The sequence below is a fragment of the Chryseobacterium gallinarum genome, assembly GCF_001021975.1.
Classification (GTDB): Bacteria; Bacteroidota; Bacteroidia; order Flavobacteriales; family Weeksellaceae; genus Chryseobacterium; species Chryseobacterium gallinarum.
On the sequence record NZ_CP009928.1, the window covers coordinates 1,717,414 to 1,736,038 of the forward strand.

General features: G+C 36.6%; 20 protein-coding genes. 15 read left to right on the forward strand and 5 right to left on the reverse strand.

Going from position 1 to position 18,625, the window contains the following annotated elements; genetic code table 11:
• The first annotated feature begins 36 nt into the window (after positions 1–36).
• Positions 37–780: a 3-oxoacyl-[acyl-carrier-protein] reductase gene (fabG, locus tag OK18_RS07685; RefSeq protein WP_053327630.1), complete on the forward strand. Its 744-nt coding sequence runs from the start codon at positions 37–39 to the stop codon at positions 778–780.
• Between the two features lie 82 nt (positions 781–862).
• Here fabG and OK18_RS07690 read toward each other — a convergent pair whose 3' ends face one another.
• On the reverse strand, positions 863–1,900 hold the full coding sequence (locus OK18_RS07690) for a GMP reductase (RefSeq protein WP_050021754.1): 1,038 nt from the start codon (positions 1,898–1,900) through the stop codon (positions 863–865).
• Between the two features lie 61 nt (positions 1,901–1,961).
• Here OK18_RS07690 and OK18_RS07695 point away from each other — a divergent pair, with 61 nt between their 5' ends.
• From OK18_RS07695 to OK18_RS07705, 3 genes are read left to right on the forward strand one after another with little or no spacing between them, the layout of a single operon-like run.
• Positions 1,962–2,717 carry a prolipoprotein diacylglyceryl transferase gene (locus tag OK18_RS07695; protein ID WP_053327631.1) on the forward strand — a complete coding sequence of 252 codons (756 nt, stop codon included), beginning with the start codon at positions 1,962–1,964 and terminating at the stop codon, positions 2,715–2,717.
• On the forward strand, positions 2,714–2,950 hold the full coding sequence (locus OK18_RS07700) for a hypothetical protein (RefSeq protein ID WP_050021752.1): 237 nt from the start codon (positions 2,714–2,716) through the stop codon (positions 2,948–2,950). The genes OK18_RS07695 and OK18_RS07700 overlap by 4 nt, the downstream gene beginning before the upstream one ends.
• A gap of 9 nt (positions 2,951–2,959) precedes the next feature.
• Entirely contained in the window at positions 2,960–4,363 is a 1,404-nt protein-coding gene (locus tag OK18_RS07705) for a radical SAM protein (RefSeq protein WP_053327632.1), read from the forward strand.
• A gap of 213 nt (positions 4,364–4,576) precedes the next feature.
• On the opposite strand, the gene surE is transcribed toward OK18_RS07705, so the two are convergent.
• Both surE and OK18_RS07715 read right to left on the reverse strand, forming a co-directional pair.
• Positions 4,577–5,365 (reverse strand): 5'/3'-nucleotidase SurE, encoded by a 789-nt coding sequence (gene surE, locus OK18_RS07710; protein ID WP_053329320.1) that lies wholly within the window; start codon positions 5,363–5,365, stop codon positions 4,577–4,579.
• 315 nt (positions 5,366–5,680) lie between these two features.
• Positions 5,681–5,851 carry a lmo0937 family membrane protein gene (locus OK18_RS07715; RefSeq protein ID WP_050021894.1) on the reverse strand — a complete coding sequence of 57 codons (171 nt, stop codon included), beginning with the start codon at positions 5,849–5,851 and terminating at the stop codon, positions 5,681–5,683.
• 333 nt (positions 5,852–6,184) lie between these two features.
• Here OK18_RS07715 and OK18_RS07720 point away from each other — a divergent pair, with 333 nt between their 5' ends.
• The gene (locus OK18_RS07720; RefSeq protein WP_053327633.1) at positions 6,185–8,314 is read left to right on the forward strand and encodes a carboxy terminal-processing peptidase; all 2,130 of its coding nucleotides are present in this window, start codon (positions 6,185–6,187) and stop codon (positions 8,312–8,314) included.
• A gap of 52 nt (positions 8,315–8,366) precedes the next feature.
• Here the strand turns inward: OK18_RS07720 and OK18_RS07725 are convergent, their stop codons facing one another.
• Positions 8,367–8,870: a superoxide dismutase family protein gene (locus tag OK18_RS07725; protein WP_050021893.1), complete on the reverse strand. Its 504-nt coding sequence runs from the start codon at positions 8,868–8,870 to the stop codon at positions 8,367–8,369.
• Between the two features lie 222 nt (positions 8,871–9,092).
• Here OK18_RS07725 and OK18_RS07735 point away from each other — a divergent pair, with 222 nt between their 5' ends.
• From OK18_RS07735 to OK18_RS07780, 10 genes are all read left to right on the forward strand, one after another.
• A complete protein-coding gene (locus OK18_RS07735) occupies positions 9,093–9,731 on the forward strand; it encodes a 4'-phosphopantetheinyl transferase family protein (RefSeq protein ID WP_053327635.1) in 639 nt (212 codons plus the stop codon).
• 176 nt (positions 9,732–9,907) lie between these two features.
• Complete coding sequence (locus tag OK18_RS07740; protein WP_053327636.1) at positions 9,908–12,154, forward strand: TonB-dependent receptor; 2,247 nt, start codon at positions 9,908–9,910, stop codon at positions 12,152–12,154.
• A gap of 48 nt (positions 12,155–12,202) precedes the next feature.
• Positions 12,203–12,862: a hypothetical protein gene (locus tag OK18_RS07745; protein ID WP_053327637.1), complete on the forward strand. Its 660-nt coding sequence runs from the start codon at positions 12,203–12,205 to the stop codon at positions 12,860–12,862.
• Positions 12,863–12,985: 123 nt separating this feature from the next.
• On the forward strand, positions 12,986–14,302 hold the full coding sequence (locus tag OK18_RS07750; protein ID WP_053327638.1) for a 2TM domain-containing protein: 1,317 nt from the start codon (positions 12,986–12,988) through the stop codon (positions 14,300–14,302).
• Between the two features lie 4 nt (positions 14,303–14,306).
• Positions 14,307–14,618 carry a 2TM domain-containing protein gene (locus OK18_RS07755; protein WP_082129259.1) on the forward strand — a complete coding sequence of 104 codons (312 nt, stop codon included), beginning with the start codon at positions 14,307–14,309 and terminating at the stop codon, positions 14,616–14,618.
• Positions 14,619–14,666: 48 nt separating this feature from the next.
• On the forward strand, positions 14,667–15,236 hold the full coding sequence (locus tag OK18_RS07760; RefSeq protein ID WP_053327640.1) for a methyltransferase family protein: 570 nt from the start codon (positions 14,667–14,669) through the stop codon (positions 15,234–15,236).
• Positions 15,237–15,348: 112 nt separating this feature from the next.
• Positions 15,349–15,918: a methyltransferase family protein gene (locus OK18_RS07765; RefSeq protein ID WP_167336355.1), complete on the forward strand. Its 570-nt coding sequence runs from the start codon at positions 15,349–15,351 to the stop codon at positions 15,916–15,918.
• A 186-nt stretch (positions 15,919–16,104) separates the two neighbouring features.
• Positions 16,105–16,410, forward strand: a complete 306-nt coding sequence (locus OK18_RS07770) for a 2TM domain-containing protein (RefSeq protein WP_053327642.1) — start codon at positions 16,105–16,107, stop codon at positions 16,408–16,410.
• Positions 16,411–16,413: 3 nt separating this feature from the next.
• Positions 16,414–16,677 carry a 2TM domain-containing protein gene (locus tag OK18_RS07775; RefSeq protein ID WP_053327643.1) on the forward strand — a complete coding sequence of 88 codons (264 nt, stop codon included), beginning with the start codon at positions 16,414–16,416 and terminating at the stop codon, positions 16,675–16,677.
• A gap of 67 nt (positions 16,678–16,744) precedes the next feature.
• On the forward strand, positions 16,745–17,488 hold the full coding sequence (locus OK18_RS07780) for a LytR/AlgR family response regulator transcription factor (protein ID WP_082129160.1): 744 nt from the start codon (positions 16,745–16,747) through the stop codon (positions 17,486–17,488).
• Between the two features lie 164 nt (positions 17,489–17,652).
• Here OK18_RS07780 and OK18_RS07785 read toward each other — a convergent pair whose 3' ends face one another.
• Positions 17,653–18,549 carry a hypothetical protein gene (locus OK18_RS07785; protein WP_053327644.1) on the reverse strand — a complete coding sequence of 299 codons (897 nt, stop codon included), beginning with the start codon at positions 18,547–18,549 and terminating at the stop codon, positions 17,653–17,655.
• Positions 18,550–18,625: the final 76 nt, after the last annotated feature.

Below are 18,625 nucleotides of genomic sequence, written 5' to 3' on the forward strand. Positions count from 1 at the left end.
GCTGAATGAGTTATAAAAAAATAATCGTCAAGAGATATGAAATTATTAGAAGGAAAAGTAGCACTAATTACCGGAGCTACAAGAGGAATCGGGAAGGGTATTGCTGAATTGTATGCTCAACAAGGGGCAAAAGTAGCATTTACTTATGCCGGTTCTGTAGACAAAGCTAAAGAATTAGAAGCAGCTTTAAGTTCTGTAACCCAAATCAAAGGATATCAGTCTGACGCATCAGATTATGATGCTGCTCAAAAATTGGTAGAAGAAGTAATGGCAGAGTTTGGACAGATTGATATTCTGGTAAATAATGCAGGGATTACAAAAGATAATCTATTATTGAGAATGTCTAAAGAAGATTGGGATCAGGTGATTAAAGTAAACCTTGATTCAGTTTTCAACCTTACAAAAGCGGTGATCAAGCCGATGATGAAGGCAAGAGCAGGTTCTATCATTAATATGACTTCAGTAGTTGGTATACAGGGACATGCAGGACAAGCCAATTATGCCGCATCTAAAGCCGGTGTTATCGGATTTACAAAATCTGTAGCCTTAGAATTAGGATCCAGAAATATCAGATGTAATGCTATTGCTCCGGGATTTATTGAAACGGAAATGACTGCTGTTTTAGATGAAAAAATAGTTCAGGAATGGAGAGAAGGGATTCCGATGAAGAAAGGAGGAAAACCAGTTGACGTAGCCAATGCCTGCGTTTTCTTAGGAAGTGAAATGTCATCTTACATTACCGGACAGACGCTTAACGTAGACGGAGGAATGTTAACTTAAAAATATAAAGAGGCCTTACAATTTGTAAGGCCTCTGTTATTATTTTCCGGAATCTGCTTTATCAGCAAAATCTTTGAGGGGATCAATTAAAAACCTGGTTTTCCTGCTCCTGGACCCTGATAAATGTAGTTCGTTTAGAAAGTTCCTTCAATTGGGAAGCTCCCACATACGTACACGTAGAACGTACCCCACCTAAAATATCTTTCACGGTTTCCGAAACAGGACCCTTATAGGCTACTTTTACAGTTTTTCCTTCAGAAGCACGGTATTCTGCTACGCCTCCGGAATGTTTATCCATAGCTGTTTTAGAGCTCATCCCATAAAATAAACGGTATTTTTTACCATTTTCTTCAATCATTTCTCCGCCGCTTTCATCATGGCCGGCAAACATTCCGCCCAGCATCACAAAATCTGCGCCACCACCAAAGGCTTTCGCTACGTCTCCGGGAACTTTACAGCCTCCATCCGCGATGATATGGCCGCCTAATCCATGAGCAGCATCAGCACACTCAATAATAGCAGAAAGCTGAGGATATCCCACTCCTGTTTTTACACGGGTAGTACACACTGAGCCTGGCCCTATTCCTACTTTAATAATATCTGCCCCTACCAGCAGAAGCTCTTCTACCATTTCTCCTGTAACCACATTGCCGGCAATAATGATTTTATCCGGAAAATTGGCCCTTGCCCGCTTCACAAAGTCAACGAAATGCTCAGAATAACCATTTGCCACATCTATACAGAGAAACTCGATTTTCGGATGCTTTTCAAGGATGTGCCTGATTTTTTCTTCATCAGCTTTTCCCGTTCCGGTGCTTAGGGCAATATATTGATGGATACTTTCCGGCTGGCTTTCCAGGAAACGGCTCCATTCCTCAGGAGTATAATGCTTATGAATGGCAGTGATAATCTGTTCTTTAGCTAGCTCAGCGGCCATTTCAAAAGTTCCTACCGTATCCATATTGGCAGCAATCACCGGAATACCTTTCCATTTTTTCTTGGTATGTCGGAATGTAAATTCTCTTTCAAGATTTACTTCTGAACGGGATTTTAATGTAGACCGTTTCGGACGGAACATTACATCCTTAAACCCCAGTTTTATGTCATATTCTATGCGCATTTTATAATTATTTATCAGAATAAAGGTAGTAAATATTCTGAAATGGATTATTTTTGAGGCAATGGATTTTCCTGTAACTTTTCATATTTTCGGTAAAACGGTTCTTGCTCATCCTCTATTTGAAGCGGTTGGAATGTTTTTGGGAATGCGCTATTATTTCTATCTTAAGCGGAAATCCAAAGAGAAATTGTCTTTCAACACTTCTGCTGCAGTTTTAATCGGAGCTACAGCAGGCGCTTTAATAGGCTCCAAATTAATCGGAAACCTGGAAAATCCTTATGTCCTGTTTGAAAACTTCAGTATTCGGAAATTCTGGTCTAATAATACGATTGTTGGAGGCCTTGCCTTTGGGCTGATCGGGGTAGAGCTGGCGAAAAAAATAGTACACCACAAGGAAAGTACAGGAGATCTGATTGTTTTTCCCTTAATGTTTGCGATGATAATAGGAAGAATAGGCTGTTTTCTTACAGGAATCTATGAAGAAACCTATGGCATTCCCACCAGATCGGTCTTTGGGATGTACCTGGGTGATCAGTACCTGAGACATCCGGTTGCCCTTTACGAAATCGGGTTTTTAATGATGCTTTGGATTGTACTGCAATATATTCAGAATCAGAAGAAACACCGTTCCGGTTTTATCTTTCAGCTGTTTATGCTGAGCTATTTTATCTTTAGATTCTTTCTGGATTTTATCAAACCCCGGATAGAAATCATAGGAAATCTCGGCACCATTCAGCTGGTATGTTTATGTGTTATTATTTACTACATTTATCAGATTAAAAACACCCGGTCTTTATATTTAAAATATTCAAGATGAAAACTTTAACCATTTTAGAAGCTGGCAACCTTGCCGGAGTTGTCATTATGATCATTGGAATAATCATTTTAGGTGCCTTATTTATTTCGGTGATCGCTACCTTCGTAGTGAAACTCATTTATGAGTGGAAGGGAGACAGGAAATTCAGTAAAAAACAATTTATACAAACCATGTTAATATGCCTGCTGGTCTGTGGTCTGATCAGCGGATATATCTGTGGTGGAGGATTTTAAAACTTAATTATGCCCATAAGAAATTATACTTATTACGATTATACAATCAGCTTGTGCCCGGAATGTCTTAAAAGGGTGGGAGCAAAAATCATCATAGAAGATGAAGCTGTTTTTATGACTAAAAGATGTCCGGAGCATGGTTTTTTTAAAACCAAAATAGCTTCAGATGTTCATTACTACAAAAACATCCGGAATTATAATAAAGCTTCAGAGATGCCCCTTCATTTTGGAACGGATGTAGAATACGGGTGTCCCTATGATTGTGGGCTTTGCGTAGATCATGAGCAACACAGCTGTCTTTCGATTGTGGAAGTTACAGACCGGTGTAATCTGACCTGTCCTACCTGTTATGCCATGTCTTCTCCGCATTATGGCAGTCACAGAAGCCTGGAGGAAATAGAAGCCATGTTTGATGTCATTGTAAAGAATGAAGGCGAACCTGATGTTGTTCAGATCAGTGGAGGAGAACCAACCATTCATCCGGAGTTCTTCAAAATTATGGATATCGCAAAATCCAAACCCATTAAACACCTGATGCTTAATACCAATGGGATAAGGATTGCCAATGATCCTGGTTTTGCAGAAAAACTGGCTACTTATGCTCCCGAATTTGAGGTATATCTTCAGTTTGATTCTTTTAAGCCGGAAGTACTGGAGGATTTCAGGGGAAAAGACCTTACCTCTGTCCGTATGAAAGCTCTTGAAAAGCTGAATGAACTTAATCTTTCCACGACATTAGTTATTGTTCTGCAAAAAGGAAAAAATATTGATGAAATCGGGAAAATTATTGAATTTGCGCTGAAGCAGAAATGTGTAAGAGGAATTACGTTCCAACCGGTGGAAATAGCAGGAAGAAACAGGGATGATTCTGCGCGGGAGAAAATTACATTAACGGAGGTCCGGCAAGAAATCCTTAATCAGTTTCCACTTTTAAATTCAGATGATATCATTCCGGTTCCATGCAACCCTGATGCGCTGGCAATGGGCTATATATTAAAACTTGGAGGTGAAGTTATTCCCTTGACACGGTATATTAATCCTGCAGACCTATTGAACAATGAATCCAGAAATACGATTGTCTATGAACAGGATACAGGACTTCATATGCAGTTGCTTGATATATTCAGTACAGGGATTTCTGTAGATAAAGTAAAGCCTAAAGTGAACCAGTTATTGTGCTGTCTTCCTGAAGTATGTGCCCCTGATTTGGATTATGATAATCTGTTCAGAATTATTATTATGAATTTTATGGACGCCCATGATTTTGATGTTCGTGCTGTAAAAAAATCATGTGTTCATATCGTCAACAAGGATTTGAAGCTAATTCCGTTTGAAACCATGAACCTTTTCTACAGGGATGATAAAAAAAGTTATTTAGAAGAACTGAGAAAAGAAGATAAGGTATTATTCTAACATAGAAGTAAATTGGTCTTTCTATTGAATTTCTATATTTTTACGCGTAAACATCTGTGATTATCTGCAAAAATCTGTGATTAATCAAAGAATTTAATTTTCCCACTTCACAGATGATTGCACATAAATGAAATCTGTGTTATCTGTATAATCTGCGTGAGATAAAAAAAGCGTGAAATTTGATTTCACGCTTTTCTATTTTAAATAACAGTATTATTTAGACTCTTTTACAGTGTCAAAAACCATTACTTCTTCCAAGGTTTTCATATATTCATACGCAGTAAGATCAAACTTCACGGGTACGATAGAAATATATCCGTTTGCCAAAGCCGTTTCATCTGCATCTTCAGATTCATCCATATTGTTGAAATACCCTGTAAGCCAGTAATATTTTTTACCATGCGGATTTATTCTTTCATCAAAGCTTTCTTCCCATTTCGCATGAGCCTGTTTACAGACTTTTACTCCCTTGATTTCTTCTGCAGGAAGCTTCGGGATATTAACATTAAGAACTATTCCTCTAGGCATTGGATTTTCCAATGTTCTTCTTACAATATTCTGAATATATTCTTTAGCCTGGGTAAAATCTGCTTCCCAGCTGAAATCAAGTAATGAAAATCCAATGGCAGGAATGCCTTCTACTCCTGCTTCTACAGCCGCAGACATGGTTCCTGAATAAATGACATTAATTGACGAGTTGGCTCCATGATTAATTCCCGAAACGACAATATCAGGTCTTCTTTTCAGGATCTTATCAAGAGCCATCTTTACACAATCCACGGGTGTTCCGCTACAGGAATAGTCAGTCTGGGGACCATCAAGAGTGACCTCTTCATAGCTTAAGGTAGAATTAATGGTGATGGCATGACCTTTTCCGCTTTGAGGAGAATTTGGAGCTACTACAACGACTTCTCCGATTTCATTCATAAAATTAATTAGATTCCTGATGCCGGGCGCTGTAATTCCATCATCATTAGTAACCAGAATAAGTGGTCTTTCCATATAGTATTTAAATTTTTTAATATTACAGGATTGTTTGTTCATTTTTTTGAATAGAACAAAAGAAACCTACCTACAAATGTAGTTAAAAATAACCTGTTATAAAATATTCAATGTATTATAAACAGGTGTGTTATCTAAAAAAATGAGTCGGGAAAGTAAAAGACAGGAGATGGAATAGCGGATATAAGGTAAAAAAAACATCAGTACTCCACAGATGCTTTATTTTCTGGATAATATCGATATACTACAGCTGAAATAAAACATCTGTTAAAGCCTGATATTAAAATCGGATGAATTTTTTGATGATAAACTGAATTAATCAAGTGGCTTCCTGCCTGTAATGATATTATAAAGAATCACAACAATGGCGATTATCAGCAGAATGTGTATTAAATATCCTGTACTGATTCCCGGAATTACTCCTGCAATTCCTAAAAGCCAAACAACGATGCAGATTACTGCGACTAACCATAATAGACTTCTCATGACAATACAATTTAAAGTTATATGATTAATTACCAGCATATTTTATGCCTTTTATAGTATAAATTATATTTTTCTTACATCTTATTTTTGATTTTTAAATAAAAATTAACTCGTTGTAAAGTAAAACAGGCGGCAATTTACAGCCTTGTTATCCAGATAAAAGCTCCTGATCATAGGATATGTTTGAAATAGTGCTTATTATTTTAATAAAAATAGCCAAAACTATTCGGTATTTATAAATAAGGTATTAAATTTGATCGTTTGTAACAGCACCAGCAATATTGCTACTAATTACAATACTTAGATTAAAAAATAATAAATACAAGACAGTTTATGTGGAAAAATTTCAAACTGAATAAATTTTTACTCCTAATTCCATTAACCAGTCTAATGTTTTGTTTCAACTCGCCAAAGAATGACGATGAAAAGATGCAAACAATAATGGTGAGCGTAAAAAATACACTTTCTTATCTGCATTATAGCCCGAAAACGATTAATGATGCCTATTCGAAAGACGTTTATAAGCATTATTTCGAGTTGGTAGACCCTGCTAAAAGATATTTCCTGCAATCTGATATGGATGAATTCAGCAAGCATGAAACAAAACTTGATGATTACATCAGCCAGGGAGATCTTAGCTTCTATAAGCTCACTATCGACAGATTATATCAAAGGGTGGATGAGATTGATAAAATCACACAGGATATTTTCAGCAAGCCGATCAATTTACAGGAAGATGAAACCCTTACTCTTGAGCCGAAACTTAAAAAGACTCCAGCCAATAAGCAGGAACAGTATAATGAGTGGAAGAAGTTTATTAAATACAATATTCTTCAGGAAATTGAATCAATGAACAGTAAGGAAGAAGCTCAGAAAGAGAAAAAAGATTCCATTCAGAAATATAAGCTTAAAGATACCATCAAGCTGAAAATTTTAACGCCTGATGAGAAAATAAAAAAAGCAACTGATGAAGTGAAAGATCTTGTAAAAGATACCTTTACCAGATTTAAGAAAAGAAAGAAAATGGATTGGTTTACTGTGTATATGAATGCATATACTGAAGTATTTGATCCTCATACCAACTATTACTCTCCAAAAGATAAAGAAGATTTTGATACTCAGTTTACAGGAAAAGTAATTGGAATCGGGGCCATTATTCAGGAGAAAAAAGGAAATCTTTACTTGGGTGCCCTTACCATTGGTGCACCGGCATGGAAATCCAAACAGCTTTCAGAAGGAGATAAGATCTTAAAGGTAAAATCCAAGCCTAAAGATGATGCTGTGAATGTAGTGGGAATGCTGTCTGATGAAGCTGTGCGCCTGATCAGAGGAGAAAAAGGAACCCCGGTTACCCTTACCGTTCAGAAAAAAGACGGTTCGATAAAGGATGTAACTATGATCCGTGAAGAAGTAGCTATTGAAGATACTTTTGCAAGAAGTATTGTAGTAAATGCCCCGAACGGGAAAAAGTATGGCTTTATCAATTTACCAAGCTTCAATGCAGATTTTGAAAACTCTAAAGGAAGGAATGCTTCAGATGATATTAAAAATGAGATCATTAAACTTAAAGCCCAGAATATTGAAGGAATTGTTCTTGATCTTAGAAATAACGGGGGAGGCTCTTTAACGGAAGTAGGGGATATTATGGGGCTTTTCATGGATGCCGGCCCTTATGTTCAGGTAAAAGACGGAAACGGGAAAATACAGACCTTAAAGAACAAATATGAAGCTCCGATCTGGGCAGGTCCTCTTGTGATCATGCAAAATGAGCTTTCAGCATCAGCGTCAGAAATTTTAGCAGGTGTAATGCAGGATTATGGCAGGGCTATGGTCATTGGATCCCCACAATCTTTCGGAAAAGGTACCGTACAGACATTTGTTGACCTGAACAGATTCCTGAATACGGAAGATGATTTTGGTTCTTTAAAGCTTACTATACAGAAGTTCTATAGAGTGACTGGAGAATCTACACAGAGAAAAGGGATTGTTTCCGATATACAGATGAAAGACTTCTTTACCTATGCTGAGGTAGGAGAGCGCTATGATGATTTTGCATTAGCATGGGACAAAATTCCGGCTACAAAATTCCAGAAACTGAATTATTTCAATATTCAGGCACTGGAAAAGGCAAGTGCAGACAGAATGGCTAAAAACAGTAATTATCAGCTGTTACTGGAATCTGCCCAGTGGAGGGAAAAACTGGATAAAGAAGAAACAATTACGCTGAATATCAATAAATTCAATGAGCTGATGAAACACAGAAAATCTCAGATTGAAAAATTCAAGGCTTTAACCAAATTTGAGAATGGGCTTCAGTTTGTGATGTATCCAAGTGAAATAGAAAGAGAGAAAAAAGATGAAGCTTTCAAGAAAAAATCTGAGATGTGGATTAAAAATCTTAAAAAAGATCTTTATCTCCAGGAAGCAATGAATATTGTATCAGATATGGGAGCAAAATCATAACATAAAAAATCCGCTAATGAAAATTAGCGGATTTTTTATTGTAACAGAAAGATTACTTAATTTCTACACATCCCACACGTCCGCCTGCATTTCCTGTAGGCTGGGTATGGAAATCATCCGCTGCGGCATGTACAATAAGGCCTTTCCCGATAATGTTTTTAGACTCATCGGTACAGCCTATACACCATTTATCGGTCTTGAAAGTTAATGTTGCATTTCCGTTCTGGTCAGCAACTAAATTTCCGATGTCTCCCATATGGAAGTGTTCAGCTCCCCATTTTCCATGGTCGTTTTTAGAAGGATTCCAGTGTCCTCCTGTAGAAGTGCCGTCTGCTGCAGAACAGTCTCCTTTTTCATGAATGTGTACTGCATGGATTCCAGGAGTAAGATTGGTGATATCCAACTTCATGATCACTTCATTTCCCTGTTGGGTAAACTTTGCTGTTCCTCCGGTTTGTGTTCCGCTCTTGGCGTTTACGGCATACGTTTTTGTTGTACCGCATGAAGCGGCTAAAAATGCGCAGCCTGCCAATAATGCTAATGTTTGTACTTTCATTTTAAATGATTTAAAGTGATTTTTATGATAAATTTATAAAAGATTTTCCAAAGGGCTTTATGATTTGATGCTTTTTTCATGAGTAAAGCCGGAATAAGCTTCGTTTCAAAAGGATAAAGATGAAGGTTAAAAAAGAATTTTTTATTTCCTTCACGATATTTTTTTAATTTTAGTAAAAAATAGAATAGCTCCAGTTGTAGGATTTCATTCCCCGGTAAACATATGGTCATTTTATATACTTTTATCAGCGAAGACAAGCATCAGGATCTTGTATGCCGGTATTTAAATACTTTTTCCGAAGCTTTTAAAAATAAAATCCTGAAATACAGGAGATGGCAGGATGCTCAACTTTCACTTCTGGGAAGAGTCCTGTTACGACACGGATTGAAAAGCTATTACAATATTGAGGATGCTGAAATTGGCTTTTTATCCGGTCATAAACCATTCCTGAAAGAGCATAATATTTACTTTAATATATCACATTCCAAAAACCTGGTTGCCTGTGCTATCTCGGATTTTCCTGTTGGAATCGATGTTGAATTTTCTGACCCTTCGATTAACTATCAGGATTTTAAATTTCAAATGACACCGGCAGAATTTGAGAACGTTGATGGTTCTGCTGACAAAATCAATACTTTCTTTACCTATTGGACAGAAAAAGAGGCGGTGATAAAAGCGCATGGTGACGGCATGATGATTCCTTTGGACTCTTTTGAAATTTTACATAATGAGTGCAGTATTGATGGTAAAAAATTTTTTACAAAAAAAGTTTTTATTGATGAACAATATCTTAGCTGTATTGCCTCAAATGACCCGGTCATTAAAACTAAAGAGATTATTCTGGATAAGTTTTCAATGTAAAAGGTTTCAGTCCCTCCCAACTGAACAAACGATCCTTCCGGGAACTGTTCAGAAAAAAGAAGTTGTAGCTGTATCCAGTGATTTCCCACTCGGGAACAAAAGAATGCCTTTCAGTAATATTTTTTTTACAGGAGTAGTTTTTCAGATTATTTTTGATCCGGAAAACAATAACACCTATGAAAACACTAGGGCAAAAAATACTGCTTCTGATTTTTTTTCTGGCTTTTATGATGGGATATGCCCAGATAAAGATATCCGGTAAGGTGATCTTTAAAAACAAAGGAATCAATGAAGTAAATGTTACCTTGAAAAATACCTACGATGGAGCTACTACGGATGCCCAGGGAAATTTTTCTTTCGAAACTGCGGAAAAGGGGACCCATATCCTGACATTTACCCATCCTAAATATGAAGAAGTTGAAAAAAGTATAAATATTGATAGCCAGGAGATTATAGTGAGTGTCCAGCTTAAAGAACAGATCAGCGAAATTGATGCAGTAGTGGTTTCTGCGGGCTCTATTGAAGCCAGTGACAGGAAAAGGGCAACCGCGTTGCTTACTCCCATTGATATTTATACAACCGCAGGCGCAGACGGACAGATTTCTTCAGCTTTAAATTATCTTCCCGGTGTACAAAAGGTTGGAGAATCGGAAGGGCTATTTATAAGAGGTGGCACGGCTACGGAATCTAAGATTTTTATGGACGGGAGTCTCATCAATAATTATTTTTCCAATTCAATACCGGGAATTGCGGGTAGGGACCAGTTTAATACCTCTCTTTTTAAAGGGAATATATTCTCAAGTGGCGGATATTCTGCATTATACGGGCAAGCCTTATCGGGAGCACTGATGCTGGAAAGTGTAGACCTTCCGGATCAAAGCTCATACAATTTCGGGGTTTCTCCTATTTTTTTAAGCGCGGGGTTTCAAAAGCTAGGGAACAATAAAAACTACTCTTATGGAGCTTCTGCGGGCTATTCTCTTTTAAGCCTGATGCAAAAAGTATTTAATTTCAATACTAATTTTATCAGTGCTCCGCAAGGCCTGAACAGTGATTTTAATTTTAGAATAAAAACCAAATCCGGAGGCTTTTTTAAATATTACGGGATGTACAACTCCAATACAATGGGAGTGAAAACGGAGAGTCTGGAATCCGGATATGATTTCGCTTTAGTGAGATTAAAAGGACAGAATACTTATCACAATCTATCTTTCAGACAAAAATTTGGGAAATATCTGTTCAATGCGGGCACATCCTATGCCTATAACAGGTCAGACCTTAAATTTTCTACTGAAACCGACAATGTTGAATCGGGGCAGACAAGACTTTTAACAGACGGAAATTATATCAATTTCAAGGCCGTGCTGGAAAGAAGAATTAATAAAATAAGTGCGGTAAGGGGAGGTTTTGAACTGAATAATGCCGATGAGAAGTTAAGTTTTGAAGCAGTGAACAAGCATTATAAAGATTTGATTTCTTCTGCTTTTATAGAAACTGACCTGGGTTTCAGCAATGCCCTATCCGCAAAAATAGGAATAAGGGCAGAGAATTCATCTTTTTTGGATAAAAGTAATATTGCTCCACGTTTTGCTCTGGCTTACCGTTTTGCCAAGGATTGGACAACCAGTTTTGCTTATGGTCTTTTCTATCAAAACCCCGAGAGCAGATACATTAATGGACCTGCCTATCTTGGATTTCAAAAATCTCAGCACTATATTTTCCAGATCCAAAGGAGCTCAGAAGGCCGGAGCCTGCGTTTTGAGGCCTTTTACAAAAAATATGATGATCTGATTAAAACTTTTACGATAACCCCTGGAAAAGAACAGAATCAGCAGATCCTGACAGCATTCAGCAATGATGGATATGGTTATGCCAAAGGCCTTGAATTGTTTTGGAGGGATAATAAAAAAACATTTGAAAATATAGATTACTGGATTACATACTCCTTCCTGGATTCGAAAAGGGATTTTCTGAATTATCCGATAAGCTTAAAACCCGGTTTTGCTGCTGAGCATACTCTTTCAGCCGTACTAAAGAGATTCATTCCCGAATGGAAAATGGGAGTAAATCTATCCTACACCTATGCCAAAGGACGTCCTTATTACGATATCGTTACTACGGTTGACAATGCAACCCCGGTTAATTATATCAGGAATGAAGGACGTTTAAAGGATTATAATGCTCTCAATTTCAGTATCAATTATCTCCCGAATCTTGGTAAAAAGGGTGCTAAAGCGTTTACTGTATTTGTATTAAGTATTTCCAATATTTTAGGATCAAAGAATGTATATGGATATAATTTTTCTGTAGACGGATCCCGTAGTTCAGCCGTAGTTCCTCCGGTAAATACGTTTGTGTTTGTAGGAGCCTTTATCAGTTTTGGAGTAGATAAAACACAGGATGCTATCAATAATAATTTATAAAAGCATAACTTCGATATTTATTATAACTAACTTTTAAAAAATTATATAATGAAAAAATACATTTTAAGCTTTGCTTTAGTTCTGGTAAGCTTAACAGCTTTTGCACAGGCAGATTATGAAAAAGTTATGACGGAAAAAATTGCTAAAATCGAGACGTGCAAAACCCCGGAAGATTTTCAGGCCCTTGCCAATGATTTTCAGAGAATAGGAAGTAAGGAAAGCTCACAATGGCTTCCTGCATATTATGCAGCTTTTGCCTCCATTCAAAAAGGAAGAGTACTGATGAGAAACGGAAATATGCAGGAACTGGATGCCATAGCTGGTCAGGCGGAAAAGTATCTGGCTACAGCACAAAACCTTGCCGGAGCAGATAATGCGGAAATTCATTTGTTGCGTAAAATGGCTTTTTCCTTAAGAATGATGGTGAACCCACAACAACGGTATATGACTGATGGGGTGAGAGCGGCGGAAGAACTCAATGTAGCTGAAAAACTGGATCCGGCTAATCCAAGGATTGCCCTGATTAAAGCAGAAGATACCTACTTTACCCCGGAACAGTATGGTGGAAGTAAAACAAAAGGAATAGAGCAATTTAAAACGGCATTAGCCAGGTTTAATTCCTATAAACCCAAAACAGCTTTAGATCCCAATTGGGGTAAATCCGAAGCGGAATATTTTATAAGCCTTCCTGCAGAAAAAACTAAATAAAAAAACCAGCCTTCATCCAGTGAAGGCTTTTTTATGCGGTTCGGTTATAAAAACCCGCCTTTCGGTAAGAAATAATTTTTGATACCTTTAATAAAAGCTAATTTTGAGTTAAGAGAACACATCATGAGACGTAAAAATATCATCATTTTACTTTGGATATCGCTGGGAACAACATTGTTTTTCTTTTTGTTTTTTAATCACGAAAAGACTTTCAGGGCTTTTATGATAACCATGTTGCTTTCAGTGATGTACACCTTTGTATTGGGAGTAGGAAACGGAGTGATTAATGAGTTTCTCAACAAAAGATTTCCATGGTCTGAAGCAACCCGGACAAGAGCCGTTTTGAGTATTGTTTCCATCATAATCGGGAATTTTATTCTGGTGTATTTCTGTAATTATATGAATTATGTTGTCATTCAGAAAACTGCCACTGCAGAAGAATTTTTCTCACCGAAATATGGTTTTACCAATTGGTTTATGATCAATATTGCTCTTTTGATCACAGCGTTCCTTCATGCTAAAGGCTTTATGGAAGAACTAAGAAAAACCTCAAGGAAAGAAGTCGTGGAACAGAAGCTTATTGCCAAATCCGCGAATGCTCAGTTTGAAAGCTTAAAAAATCAGCTGGATCCCCATTTCCTTTTTAATTCTCTGAATGTTCTGAGCGCTCTGATTGATGAGAACCCGGGAAAAGCACAAAAGTTTACTGCTTCGATGTCAAAAATTTACCGGTATGTACTTGAACAAAAAGATAAAGAGCTGGTAACCGTAGAGGATGAAATCGAATTTGCAAAAACTTATTGTGACCTCTTAAAAACAAGATTTGAAGACAGTGTAGATTTTGTTTTTGAAATACGCCAGGAAGACCTCCGGAGGTACGTAGTGCCCCTGTCTCTGCAACTGCTGCTGGAAAACTGTATTAAACATAACTTTGCAACATCTTCAAAACCCCTGATCATTAGAATCTTTTCGGAAAATGATACGCTTTGTATAGAAAACAACCTTCAGGTAAGAGAGCAGATCAAAGAAAGTTCAGGCATTGGACTTGCCAATATTGTACAGCGTTATTCCCTGCTTACCAAAAAAAATGTATTCATTGAAAAGTCTGAAGACTATTTTAAAGTAAAACTTCCGGTGCTTTCCAATAAACCTAATATAGTCAGCATTAAACCTGAAAATGAAGACCTGGCGTATGAAAGAGCAAAAAAGCGTGTGAAAGAACTTAAAAGCTTTTATGGAAACCTTACGTCTTATTGTATTGTTATTCCTTTTCTGATTATTATTAACCTTCTTACCAACCCAAAACATATCTGGTTCTATTTTCCGATGTTCGGCTGGGGAATAGGAGTGATCGCTCACGGAGTCAGTGTCTTTGCTATAGGAAAAAATTGGGAGGACAGGAAGATCAGAGAAATTCTTGAAAAACAAAGTAAACGATAAAACTATGAGAAATTTAAGTGAAAACGATATCCGCTACCAGGAAGCAAAAAGAATGGTGAAAAGAATCAAAGGGTTTTATATGTCTGCTTTTATTTATGTAGCAGTAAATATATTCCTCCTGTTTCTTAATTATGAAGGCTTGAAACCCGGGGAAAGCATTTGGCATATAGAGTATTTTATTGTTCCGGTTGTTTGGGGAGCTATCCAGATCTTCTACGGATTTACCGTTTTTTTTCCGGGATTCTTTCTGGGAAAGAACTGGGAAGATAAAAAAATTAATGAGTTGATTGATAAATATGAAGATAGGGTGAAATAAGAAGGAAAGCATACAAGGTAATACACCATTAATAATAAATATAATCCAATGAATGTGCTCCAGGTTTTATTTGCAGTTTCTATGGCCGTTTGGTTTGTCAGTGAATTTTTATACAAAAATATACTGAAGTCCGGCAAGGAAGATAAAAAAGATAAAGACAAATCCACTCTTAATATTTTATGGTTTGCTATTCCTTTTTCCATCCTGGGAGCCGTGCTGGTTTCCCACCTGACCACACTGCCGATTGCCGGTGGAAGCTGGATTTATTATGCAGGAGAAGGGTTTGTTCTTATCGGTATTATTTTCAGATTTATCATTATCAGGTCTCTTGGGAAATATTTTACAGTGGATGTTACCATTAAACAGGGCCATAAAATTAAAAAAGGAGGATTTTATAAATACATACGGCATCCTTCTTATACTTTTTCCCTGCTGACATCTCTTGGGCTTGGCTTATATCTGAATAATTGGCTGTCAATGGCTTTCGCGGTTATTCCCCCGTTCCTTGCTTTTACACACAGGATCAACATTGAAGAACAGGCTCTGATAGAACAATTTGGAGATGAATATATTCAATACAGAAAGAATACAAAGAAACTGATTCCGTTTATCTATTAGTTTAGATCCCGTCTTCTGTTGATATATTACGATTTTGAAATAAATGAATTTTTAAATATAAATGATTATTTGTATTGATTGGTTAATTTTAAAAAACCAAAAACTGCAAATAATGAAAACCTTAGACATCGTTATCTACACAGGGATTATTGTCTGGTCCCTGATCGAATATTATTACCTCAGGTTCCGGCGTTCCGGAAACGGAGATCAAAAAGTAACAGATAAAATAGGTCTTCAAAGGCTTTGGATTATTGCCTGTTTCACACGAATAAATCCGGTATTGATTTCAATACTTATAAAACTTCCTATTAGTGACATCATTGAATTCAGATATTTCGGGCTGGCAGTGTTTATAGGTGGAGTTTTACTAAGAGCATTGGCTATAAGAAATCTTGGAAACTTTTTCACGATGGATCTTACCATTAAAAAGGATCATCTGCTGATAACAAACGGAGTATACAGATACGTCAGGCACCCTTCTTATACGGCAATGCTTATCGGTCTTATAGGAATTGGTCTGGCTTTAAATAATTGGTTATCACTCTTAATAGGCCCTCTTGTATTTTTTCTGGCCTTTGAAAGGAGGATCGCAGATGAAGAGAGAGGTTTGATAGGAAGGTTTGGAAATGAGTATATCCAATATCAAAAAAGGACTAAAAAATGGATTCCTTTTATATATTAGTTAACATAAGAGATACCAGGAACAGGATAATGGGTTATTTTTTTTAAGAATTGTTTCAGTAATTCCAGATTTTTACCATTCGGGAAAAAAAATCTACCGTTCGGTAACATAAAGTTGATGTAAGGCTATTATACAGCCTACCTTTGAATCAGGAAAAAACAGCAATAACCTTTAAAACATTACATTATGGAAATTTTATCAAATAAAGAAACTGCTTCCTATGAAAGAGCAGCAAAAAAAGTAAAAGAATTGAAGAAGTTCTACGAAAACCTTACTTCTTTTTGTATTGTTATTCCCTTTCTGGCCTTTCTGAATCTTATGACTACAACCGGATATTTATGGTTCCTATGGCCGATGTTGGGCTGGGGTATCGGGATAGCATTTCATGCTGTCAGTGTTTTCGGAATTGGAAAAAGCTGGGAAGAAAAAAAGATCAGGGAACTGATGGAAGAAGAAAAAGAAAAACCTTATTATAACTTTAAAAAACCTTAGATCATGGATTACGATACTGCATACGGCAAAGTTCAGCAATTGAAAAAATTCTATAAAAACCTTGTATGGTTCGGCATTGTCACAGCAATTATCATTGGTAATAATTGGCTAGATAACGGGTTTCATCACAGGTTTTTCGGGGGACGTCTTTTGCTTGCCATTTGGGCGATTATTCTTATCATTAAAGCATTTTCTCTTTTTGTTTTAGATGACAAATGGGAAAAGGAAATCTTAGAAAAGGAACTTAAAAAACAAAAGAGCCTGTAGATTTTTAAACCCGGAGTCTTTTAGTTACCTTTATTTTCTTAAAATCTGAAAACCAAAGCCATAGAGAATGATCAAAACAGTGATTATTGAAGACGAGAAGCCAGCTTCAAGGAAATTAGAGAGGATGTTAAGTAACTTTCCTGAAATAGAGGTGGTTGCTAAAATAGAATCAGTGGAAGAAGGGGTAACCTGGTTTTCTGAAAATGAACATCCCCAGCTTATCTTTTCAGACATTGTTCTGGGAGACGGGCTTTCATTTGATATCTTTGAAAAAGTTCCCACCAAAGGTTTCATTATCTATACGACAGCGTTTGATCAGTATACCTTAAAAGCATTTAAATTAAACAGTATCGACTATCTTCTGAAACCAATTCTTGAAGAGGATCTTGCCGGTGCTGTTGAAAAATTTAAATCCTTTATTCCGGCTAATCATGATATGGGATCCCGGGATATCAAGCAGCTGATCAGAAAAGAAAAATCCATCCTTTCAAGAATCCTGGTAAAAATCGGATACAATCTGAAAATTGTTCAGACACACGAAGTAAGCTGCTTTTTCAGTGAAAACAAGATTGTTTATCTTCAGACGGAAGAGCGGGTATATCCTTCAGATTTCACATTGGAAGAGCTTGAAGATATTCTGGAAGATAAAAAATTTTTTCGTGTCAACAGACAGTTTATTATCAATTCTGACTATATAAAAAACATTCATACATCACCTTATTATAAAGTGGATCTCAGTTTTCAGCCCCAGGAAGAAATTACAGTAAGCAGGGATCGCGTTAAAGACTTTAAAGACTGGTTGATAAGTTAATTGTCATCAATTATAAAATATAACCAATGGACCTCATGCTTCTTATTTTAAAATTATTTCTTTTCCTTTTTTATTACTGACGGATAGATTAACGGCTGTAGAATTGTTTTTCATCTCCTCCTTCCCGTAATCAAAACGGATTTATATGAAAATACTGTTTACAGCTACCTGTAATCAATTCTATTAGTCTCAGTGTCTTCGAGCTGTTTTACAATAGACTCCGGAATTTCATCACTGTTTATCGGAAAGCTGATGGAATCTGAAATAAAATTTTTTCTGTCTGCTTTTTGAAAAATCTCAAATAAAGCTATAGGTTCCTGGTTAAAGCTGATGCAGGTGCTTATAAAGTGGAGCTCATGGAGCTTATATTCCGGATTTTTGAGCTTTTCTTTACTATCTTTGATCCGAGAGATAAAATGTCTCTGCCGGATGAAGGTATTGCTGTTCATAATGATAAAGATATAATCCGAATAAGCCGTTACTTTACCAAAATATTTATGGTGATCACCGCCGCTTCTTTCTATAAAAAACTCTCCTGTAGTTTCAGATTTATAAATTTCCATCGCAGAACGCCAGATGCGGTCTTCTTTTTCCTGTAAAGGATTTTCAGGAAGATTTCTGTTATAAGAATACCAGCATCCCACCAGATGATCTAAAAGAGCCGTGTTTGAGCTCACGTTATTCATATCAATTCTGAGATCGTTGAAGTTGAAGGATTCTGTATTGGAATTTATAAAATCAATATACCCTGAATAGCCCAGGACTTTTACAATCAGGCTTAATTTGGCCAGATTAGGTTTGCTTATTATAGAATATTCATTATTACGGTACTTTTTTAGTTTATTGATAACAAGATGCTCATAAAGGTAGTTCGAGCCCAGGAGCTCGGGTTCTTTTTTTATTCCTTTTTCTGAATGATCATTAATAATCAGATCATTGAGTTCCGTGCAGATGTATGACCATTCGGTTTTTGAGACATCTTCCCAGCTATTTTTCTTTAAAAACTGCCTGCTTAGAAAGTTCATAAGCTTCTCAAGATGAAGGATATCCTCTTTTCTCATTTCTTTATTTTTTATTGTAAGACGAATTTAAGGCTTTTATACATCCGGATAAGATATTTGTAAGGTTTTTATATTC

What these genes read in the sequence shown, in the direction of transcription:
- OK18_RS07745 (WP_053327637.1), top strand. Translation starts at nt 12,203, where the DNA reads ATGAAAAAATACATTTTAAGCTTTGCTTTAGTTCTGGTAAGCTTAACA.
- OK18_RS07715 (WP_050021894.1), bottom strand. Translation starts at nt 5,851, where the DNA reads ATGAGAAGTCTATTATGGTTAGTCGCAGTAATCTGCATCGTTGTTTGG.
- OK18_RS07725 (WP_050021893.1), bottom strand. Translation starts at nt 8,870, where the DNA reads ATGAAAGTACAAACATTAGCATTATTGGCAGGCTGCGCATTTTTAGCC.
- OK18_RS07780 (WP_082129160.1), top strand. Translation starts at nt 16,745, where the DNA reads ATGATCAAAACAGTGATTATTGAAGACGAGAAGCCAGCTTCAAGGAAA.
- surE (WP_053329320.1), bottom strand. Translation starts at nt 5,365, where the DNA reads ATGGAAAGACCACTTATTCTGGTTACTAATGATGATGGAATTACAGCG.
- OK18_RS07695 (WP_053327631.1), top strand. Translation starts at nt 1,962, where the DNA reads ATGGATTTTCCTGTAACTTTTCATATTTTCGGTAAAACGGTTCTTGCT.
- OK18_RS07760 (WP_053327640.1), top strand. Translation starts at nt 14,667, where the DNA reads ATGAATGTGCTCCAGGTTTTATTTGCAGTTTCTATGGCCGTTTGGTTT.
- fabG (WP_053327630.1), top strand. Translation starts at nt 37, where the DNA reads ATGAAATTATTAGAAGGAAAAGTAGCACTAATTACCGGAGCTACAAGA.
- OK18_RS07705 (WP_053327632.1), top strand. Translation starts at nt 2,960, where the DNA reads ATGCCCATAAGAAATTATACTTATTACGATTATACAATCAGCTTGTGC.
- OK18_RS07700 (WP_050021752.1), top strand. Translation starts at nt 2,714, where the DNA reads ATGAAAACTTTAACCATTTTAGAAGCTGGCAACCTTGCCGGAGTTGTC.
- OK18_RS07750 (WP_053327638.1), top strand. Translation starts at nt 12,986, where the DNA reads ATGAGACGTAAAAATATCATCATTTTACTTTGGATATCGCTGGGAACA.
- OK18_RS07740 (WP_053327636.1), top strand. Translation starts at nt 9,908, where the DNA reads ATGAAAACACTAGGGCAAAAAATACTGCTTCTGATTTTTTTTCTGGCT.
- OK18_RS07735 (WP_053327635.1), top strand. Translation starts at nt 9,093, where the DNA reads ATGGTCATTTTATATACTTTTATCAGCGAAGACAAGCATCAGGATCTT.
- OK18_RS07755 (WP_082129259.1), top strand. Translation starts at nt 14,307, where the DNA reads ATGAGAAATTTAAGTGAAAACGATATCCGCTACCAGGAAGCAAAAAGA.
- OK18_RS07720 (WP_053327633.1), top strand. Translation starts at nt 6,185, where the DNA reads ATGTGGAAAAATTTCAAACTGAATAAATTTTTACTCCTAATTCCATTA.
- OK18_RS07785 (WP_053327644.1), bottom strand. Translation starts at nt 18,549, where the DNA reads ATGAGAAAAGAGGATATCCTTCATCTTGAGAAGCTTATGAACTTTCTA.
- OK18_RS07765 (WP_167336355.1), top strand. Translation starts at nt 15,349, where the DNA reads ATGAAAACCTTAGACATCGTTATCTACACAGGGATTATTGTCTGGTCC.
- OK18_RS07770 (WP_053327642.1), top strand. Translation starts at nt 16,105, where the DNA reads ATGGAAATTTTATCAAATAAAGAAACTGCTTCCTATGAAAGAGCAGCA.
- OK18_RS07775 (WP_053327643.1), top strand. Translation starts at nt 16,414, where the DNA reads ATGGATTACGATACTGCATACGGCAAAGTTCAGCAATTGAAAAAATTC.
- OK18_RS07690 (WP_050021754.1), bottom strand. Translation starts at nt 1,900, where the DNA reads ATGCGCATAGAATATGACATAAAACTGGGGTTTAAGGATGTAATGTTC.